Annotated in this window: 7 protein-coding genes; all 7 read right to left on the reverse strand. The window is 54.7% G+C overall.

Annotation, left to right across the window (positions count from 1 at the left end):
• Positions 1–185: hypothetical protein (locus ACRESJ_RS18810; protein WP_431759228.1), on the reverse strand; the 185-nt coding region annotated here is incomplete at its 3' end.
• 21 nt (positions 186–206) lie between these two features.
• On the reverse strand, positions 207–1562 hold the full coding sequence (locus ACRESJ_RS18815; protein ID WP_431759229.1) for a DUF1329 domain-containing protein: 1356 nt from the start codon (positions 1560–1562) through the stop codon (positions 207–209).
• 22 nt (positions 1563–1584) lie between these two features.
• Complete coding sequence (locus ACRESJ_RS18820; protein ID WP_431759230.1) at positions 1585–3234, reverse strand: DUF1302 domain-containing protein; 1650 nt, start codon at positions 3232–3234, stop codon at positions 1585–1587.
• 44 nt (positions 3235–3278) lie between these two features.
• Positions 3279–4316 carry a 2Fe-2S iron-sulfur cluster-binding protein gene (locus ACRESJ_RS18825; protein WP_431759231.1) on the reverse strand — a complete coding sequence of 346 codons (1038 nt, stop codon included), beginning with the start codon at positions 4314–4316 and terminating at the stop codon, positions 3279–3281.
• Positions 4309–5361, reverse strand: a complete 1053-nt coding sequence (gene dmpG / locus ACRESJ_RS18830; RefSeq protein ID WP_431759232.1) for a 4-hydroxy-2-oxovalerate aldolase — start codon at positions 5359–5361, stop codon at positions 4309–4311. The genes ACRESJ_RS18825 and dmpG overlap by 8 nt, the downstream gene beginning before the upstream one ends.
• Positions 5362–5371: 10 nt before the next feature.
• On the reverse strand, positions 5372–6277 hold the full coding sequence (locus tag ACRESJ_RS18835; protein ID WP_431759233.1) for an acetaldehyde dehydrogenase (acetylating): 906 nt from the start codon (positions 6275–6277) through the stop codon (positions 5372–5374).
• 64 nt (positions 6278–6341) lie between these two features.
• Positions 6342–7175, reverse strand: coding sequence for a fumarylacetoacetate hydrolase family protein (locus ACRESJ_RS18840; RefSeq protein WP_431759234.1), 834 nt, complete (start codon positions 7173–7175; stop codon positions 6342–6344).
• Between the last annotated feature and the right edge of the window lie 139 nt (positions 7176–7314).

The following is a 7314-nucleotide window of genomic DNA, read 5'->3' on the forward strand; positions in this document are numbered from 1 at the left end:
GCCGTATGCTCTGCGGGCGTACTCTCCGGGGGAAGGTAGGCGTGCGCCGCCATCGAGAACAAACTCAATGCGCAAACCACTACAGCCATGCGCTGGCGGATAAATTTCAATAGGATGGAAGTAAACAACATATTTGCCCCTGCAAAGGTGGGCGCGGTGCCGTGCACGGAAACAAACATGTCCATGCACGGCCGCCGCGATACGACTTAGCGAACTCCCGAAGCAGAGAGGCCATCGGCGGTAAAGTAATTCAACGGACGTTTCGGCGCTGAGAACCAGCCACCGTGTGACGAATAACCAGAGCCGTAAATACCGGTTTGAAGGTCATAAGTCGTCATCATATCCGTCGAGAACCCCTTCTCCTCGAACATCGTGTAAGGGAAGACCACGTTCACCCGATACGCCTTGCCCGCCCCGTCATAACTGTCGCTGACGCCAGCATCCGGCGCATCCTCGTCGAAATAGAACATCTTCTTGGAATACAGGTGCCTCACCCCAGGCTTGCGAGTAGCCTCCACGACCCACACCCGGTGCAGTTCCCACCGTGTACAGTCGGGGTTATGGAAGTTGGGTTGCATGAGCGTCGGAACACCGCAGGTTGTGCTATTAAGCATCTTGAAGCTGTTGTAAGGGATGTAGAGTTCCTTTTTGCCCACCAACTTGTAATCGAAGCGACTAATACTGCCCATATGGAGGCGAACGTCTTCCATCGTTTGCGATCCCCCAGAAACAGGCGATGGCGTGTCGAATGTCAGGTCGGGGGACGACTTGACGCGGCGCTGGCCAGGTAGATATTGCCATACGCGGTCGCCGATACCGGACATGTCAGTAGAGTCCAAAGTGAGAATTTTCTCACCCGACTGACGCGCAGGTGCGGTGTAATCCGAACGGAACGAGAAGTAATCCGTGCCTTCCGGGACGGGGCCATCCCACTTCTGATCAAAGAACGGGGAGTAGTAGGCGGCTACACCATCACCTTGCAGAGTGACCCTTCCGGAAGCATCAACCACGTAAGATTCGAAGCGCCCCTCCATCGGGCCGGATGTCGAGTACCTGACGAGGTGATTCCACATGACCTGGGCACCGTCCTTCGGTACAGGAAATGGCACCCCGGCAAAGCAACCTTGCAGTTTCAGATTGCCGTCAGCCAACTTGCACGCCGTGGCATTTTTGATCGAGTTATCCTGCACCCACTGCGGATAGACCTTAGTGCGATGGGTCGGATAGATATCGAGACGGTACCTGTCCGGATACTTCTGCAGCATCGCCTTGATACCATCACTGAGCTGGTCGGCATGCTCGGCCATGTTCTTGGCCGTGATCGTAAATAGCGGTTTTTCGTCGGCGAAAGGGTCGGGACGTATACCTGATTTTATCGGTTCACCCTTCGCGTAGTCTCGGCCATCGTACTCGGGAATTGTTTTCGCCTCGTTGCCAGCCTTGGTCGCCCCCCAGGGAAGCAGACCAGGGCCCAGTTCTGCACCCGGTGCGGCATGAATGGCCACGCACCAAAAACCGGCCAGAAACATCGAACCTAACATCTTAGTATTTTTATACTGCATGGCTATGCTCCTATTTTTTTATTCAGAAGGAGGTTTTATAAGTAAGGCTAACGTAGCCACGATCCCACTGGGCCGCACCGCCTACATCACTTACAAACTTCTGGCCGGTGATTGGATTAACGGAAGTTTGGTAGTCAGCCATAATGCCGTTATAGGCCAAGGTGACGAGATGCGTGTTGTAGATGTCTGCGGTCACGCCTGCGCTATAACTGCCGGCGCCCTCGTTACCACCAAACACAACGGGAGAATTGCCTTTAAGCCCGACGGAGTAAAAAAGCGGCATGGACAGATCGACACCATCGATAACTCGATACCATTTGGGCTCTACCCTGATCGCGAGTCCCCAGGCATCCTTCGTCGCACAGCCCATGTCGGCTTCCACGTTGGCGCAACCATAATCCACTGAATTGAAATTGGCCGCATTTTTTCGCACTTTGTCCAGGCGGCTATAGGTCACCTCCGCCTGCACGGGCATGGAATCAAACAGTGGAGTCTTACCTACGTAGGCGATAGCATTGACGAGGCCATGCCAGGTATCGCCAATCGGTTCCTGCCCAAGGGTGGTCGCCCCGCCCCCCAGCAAGCCGGTGTTTTTGCGATGATTCACCTCAGCAGCGAATGCGATGCCGCCGATGTTTTTCGACAAGCTGGCACCGATCAACTCGACGCGCTTGTCGAGATAGTCAAGTCCCAAGCTACTGAAATCGGGTGCGAGCGCGAACTGCGGAAGCTTGTCGGAATACTTACGATAGTAAAGCCCTGCCGTCCCTTGGAGCCAATCCGGGCTCCAGCGGGCTGCCAGACCCCAGTCACCGCGATCATCGGGCCTGTGGTTAATGCCGGTGAAGGGCAAGCCACCGGGCAGGACAGTGCCACCGCCTTGCGTAACAAAGTCGCTGCTTCCAAAGTACGTACCACCATCAGGCAGAGTTGATGGCTTCCAGTCGAGAAGATACTGGCCTGAGAGGCTAAATGTTTTGGTCAGGTTAGTGGTAGCGGATACCTGAGTTAACGGCTTAAACAATTCTTTAGCTTCAGTACCCGGGTTGGCCGCAGCCTTGCGGACATCGACTGGTCCTTGAGAGTTGGAAACACCATGTACAAAGCTGAACAGCGACTCACCCCAATACAGATTGTGGCTGCCCACCTTCACGCCGCCACTCACGTCGCCAATTTCGAACTGCTTGAAAACGAAGGCATCCAGAAACTCTGCGGAAGGCCCTCTGTTCCATCGTTTCACATAACTCGTATAGTTATTCCCGGGATACGCTGATGAGTTCGGCAGGTTGGGGTTGGTAACTTCCTTACCATCCTCGTAAGCGTCGTCGTACCACGTCTGCGAACTGACTCGGAAGCCAACATTATCCTGAAAAACAAAGTCAAATTCCGAAACCACATCGAGGCGATTCGTGACGACATCGCCACGATCGAACTTGAGATCTGAATTCGCGAAGCCGGGTGTATTGGTAATCGCCGAATTTTGCCCTTGAGTGCGAACGCCCAGGTTGTACCGAACAGTATTGTCGAAGCGACTCTTGATATCGGGGTTACCGAAGTCTAATTCCACAGCACTTACATTACCAGCAACCAAGGCCAAGGCCGTTGCGGTGTATAAGGCTCCGAGTTTACGCGACGCGCAAACGGGCACGATTTCAGTGCAGCGTTTTTTCATGGAAGTAGTCCTTATTGTTTTTGTTTTTAACAGCCGTTATTTGTTCAGGTTGGCACAACAGCGGACACTGGAGTTCCTGTGGAAAGCGCCTGGCAAGACAGCACCCAACCTTCGGCGAGTTCGCGCGCATCAAGGACCAGGTTGTTAGCCATTTCCACTTTTCCGGAGGTCACTAGGCACATACAGGTACTGCATCCGCCCACCCGACATGAATACGGAGCATCGATGCCTGCAGCCAGCAGAGCGTCGAGCATCTTTTCACCCTCACGCCATTGCAGTTGGTGTTCGGTGCCGTCGAGTTCCAGGGACAGGAGAACGCTCAACGTCTCCCCTTCACCCTTGGAAATCGATTCGGTTGGCAACACCTCCTCATCTGGCAATGAGACGAACTTCTCGACATGAATACGCGCGGAATCCACGCCCAACCCATCCAACGCTTGTGTAACGTTGACCATGAAAGGCGTCGGACCACATACGAACACCTGAGCCGAGAGCCATCCTTTGCTCAATAACGCCAGGTTGCTTTTCGTTGGCAATCCCAGCAGCGATTCCTGCCAGTGCACGACTGCCATACGCTCGGGATATTCGCTCACAAGTGCTCGCAACACGTCGCGGAAGATGACCGAATTCTCATCTCTGTTGGCGTAAATAAGCAGTACCTTGCCGGCACCTTGCGCCAACACCGACTTGGCGATCGACAGCACTGGAGTAACACCACTGCCGCCTGCAAACAGGAGAAAATCGCCATCAAGGGATTTCGGCACGAACATGCCACTGGGTGGCAAACACTCGAGCACATCACCTGCGCGCAAATCTGAGCACAATGCGTTGGAGACACGGCCCCCGGCCACTCGCTTGATGGTGATCACGTGACGGTCGTCACTGTGAGGCGAGCTGGAAAGTGAATAGCAGCGTTTGACCCACTTCCCGCTCATTTCGCACCGTACCGTCAGGAATTGACCTGGCTGGTAGTCGAAATCAGCAAGCGATTCAAAAGGCACGTCCAGTACGAGGGAGACGGCATCCTCCGTCTCGCGCACGACCTGCTTGACTGTCAGCGGAACAAAATCATGACTACGCATGGCCATGCACTTCCAGTTTTGCTTGCTGGCGCGCTTTGGCCATCGTAAGCGCCGTATCCTCGATCATGTCCTCCTGCCCGCCCACCATGCCACGCCGCCCCATTTCCACGAGAATCTCGCGTGCCGAGACACCGTATTTTTTCTCAGCGCGTTTGGCGAACAACAGGAAGGAGCCGTATACGCCTGCGTAGCCCATGGTCAGTGCGTCCCGGTCGCTGCGGATAGGGAAGTCCATGATTGGGTATACGCGATCTTCAGCGACATCCTGAATGCCAAAAACCGACACACCGGTTTCGATGCCCATGCGGTCGCACACCGCGACCAGCACTTCCATCGGGGTATTACCGGCGCCGGCGCCCAAGCCTGCGCAAGCGGCGTCGATGCGGGTAGCACCGGCCTCTATGGCAGCGATTGAATTTGAAACACCCATGGACAAATTGTGGTGGCCATGAAAACCAATTTCAGTGTCTGGTTTCAGTGCAGCCCGGATCGCGGAAACGCGGGCGCTCACATCACCTGGCAGCATGTAACCGGCGGAGTCAGTGATGTACACACAGTTGGCACCATAGGACTCCATTTGCAGGGCTTGCTTGATCAGACCTTCCGGGCTGTTCATGTGGGCCATCATCAAAAACCCTACGGTATCCATGCCAAGCTTGCGTGCATAGGTGATGTGCTGTTCCGATACATCAGATTCAGTGCAGTGGGTAGCGACACGAATTGTGTTTACCCCGAGCTCGTGAGCCATTTTCAGATGCTCAACGGTTCCAATGCCGGGCAGCAATAATGCAGAAACCTTGGCGTTCTTCATGAGTGGAATCACCGCCGACAAATACTGCTCATCGGTGTGCGCGGGAAAACCATAATTGACCGATCGGCCGCCCAGACCGTCACCGTGCGTGACTTCAATGAGCGGCACGCCTGCGTCATCCAGGCCGCAAGCAATGTCTTTCATTTGCTCAAGGCTGATCTGGTGACGTTTTGGGTGCATACCGTCGCGCAGGCACATATCGTGGACGGTAATTTTCTTGCCGCGAAGATCCATGATGCGCTCCTTAAGCGGTAGTTGCTTGCCGCGATTGTTCGATCAGGGACTCGGCGAACATTTCCGCGGTGCGTGCAGCGGCCGCAGTCATGATGTCGAGGTTGCCGGCGTATTTCGGCAGGTAGTCTCCCAAGCCCTCGACTTCCAGAAAGATCGACACTCGATTTCCTTCGAATACGGGGCCGTTGACCAGGGTGTAACCAGGCACGTACTTCTGTACTTCATTGATCATGGAATTAATCGCGGCGGTGATCTTTTCTTGATCAGGCTCGCCTTCGGTCAGGCAATGCACCGTGTCGCGCATGATCAAAGGTGGCTCAGCCGGGTTAATGATGATGATGGCTTTACCTTCTTTAGCACCGCCTACTTTTTCAATGGCTCTAGATGTTGTGCGGGTAAATTCATCAATGTTTTTGCGCGTGCCGGGACCTACAGATTTGGAGGCGGCGGTAGCGATGATCTCAGCGTATTTCACCGGCTGTACGCTTGAGACGGCCGCTACTAACGGAATGGTGGCTTGGCCGCCACAGGTGACCATGTTGACGTTCATGGCGCCGGACTCAAGATTGGCCTTGAGATTGACTGGCGGCACGCAGTAAGGGCCGATAGCGGCAGGCGTCAAGTCGATCATCAGAACGCCCAGCTCATTCAACTTGCGGCTGTTTTCCGCATGTACATAGGCACTGGTGGCATCAAAAGCGATACGGATGTCGTCTGCTTCAATATGCGCTAACAGAGCATCAACGCCGCCGCTGGTGGTTTTTAAACCCATCTCACGGGCGCGCGCCAGACCTTCTGATGTCTCATCGATACCGACCATCCAGACTGGCTCCAGGACGGGGCTTCTTTTGAGCTTGTACAGAAGATCGGTGCCGATATTGCCTGGCCCAATCAGTGCGCAGCGAATTTTAGTCATGGAAGAAATTCCTCTTGGTGTTGTGCGCTGTAGCGCATCCGGATCGAGCGAACTCGCAGGTACTTCAAACGAAACACGCCAATGCTCTCCCGACGCCCTGCAACTCCATTTCAAAGCGATCGCCAGCAACCGCTGGGGCCAGTGGAACAAGGCTTCCGGACAAGATCACGTCTCCGGCATTTAGTGATACGCCGTATTGGCCTAATGTGTTCGCCAGCCAGGCGACTGCGGTGAGTGGCGACCCTTGAACAGCGGAGCCGAAGCCTTCGCTCAGGAATTCGCCGTTTTTCCACACCGTGACTTTCAATGCAGACAGATCAAGCCCTTCAGGACTCACTCGGTTTTCCCCGAGCACATAGACTCCGCAGGAAGCGTTGTCAGCAATCGTATCGACGATACCGATCTGCCAATTGGCAATGCGGCTGTCCACTATTTCGAAGCAAGGCGCGATCCAGTCGGTTGCCTGGAGCACATCGGCCTCCGTCAAGCCTGGCCCAACGAGGTCTGACCCAAGAATGAAAGCGATCTCAGCCTCTGCTCTGGGCTGGATCAGCCGACGCGCGTTAACGTCGATGGGAGAACCATTGGCAACCTCCATCTGGTCGGTCAGAAAACCGAAGTCAGGTTGATGCACACCCAGCATGTCCTGGACGGCCTTAGAGGTAACGCCGATTTTTTTACCCACGACACGCTCACCATCAGCACAACGGAGACTCAGCGAAGCGAGCGATATTGCATATGCATCGTCGATATCCAGTTGCAGCTCGCGCCCGCTGAGCGGCGCAACGGTCTGGCGGCCACGCAAGGCGTGATAGAGCTCCTCACCAATGGTTTGCCGAAGAGTTTCTCGACATGCATCAGTGGTTAGAAGAGCTGGAATGCTGACGGAATCACCCATACCATTTACCTGCGTGTCAAATGAAAAAGTCCGAGTTTTCGCGCCCCGTGCTCGCACCCAAGGTTCGAGACAACGGAGAAAATTTGGTTAAGTGAACAAAACGCCAGTGAAGGCGAGCTGCCCACCCAGACTGTCGGAA

This window comes from Pseudomonas sp., assembly GCF_050739655.1.
Lineage (GTDB): Bacteria > Pseudomonadota > Gammaproteobacteria > Pseudomonadales > Pseudomonadaceae > Aquipseudomonas.

Excerpts from the sequence above, each read along its gene's own strand:
- ACRESJ_RS18815 (WP_431759229.1), bottom strand. The coding sequence starts at position 1,562 with ATGCAGTATAAAAATACTAAGATGTTAGGTTCGATGTTTCTGGCCGGT.
- ACRESJ_RS18820 (WP_431759230.1), bottom strand. The coding sequence starts at position 3,234 with ATGAAAAAACGCTGCACTGAAATCGTGCCCGTTTGCGCGTCGCGTAAA.
- ACRESJ_RS18825 (WP_431759231.1), bottom strand. The coding sequence starts at position 4,316 with ATGCGTAGTCATGATTTTGTTCCGCTGACAGTCAAGCAGGTCGTGCGC.
- dmpG (WP_431759232.1), bottom strand. The coding sequence starts at position 5,361 with ATGGATCTTCGCGGCAAGAAAATTACCGTCCACGATATGTGCCTGCGC.
- ACRESJ_RS18835 (WP_431759233.1), bottom strand. The coding sequence starts at position 6,277 with ATGACTAAAATTCGCTGCGCACTGATTGGGCCAGGCAATATCGGCACC.
- ACRESJ_RS18840 (WP_431759234.1), bottom strand. The coding sequence starts at position 7,175 with ATGGGTGATTCCGTCAGCATTCCAGCTCTTCTAACCACTGATGCATGT.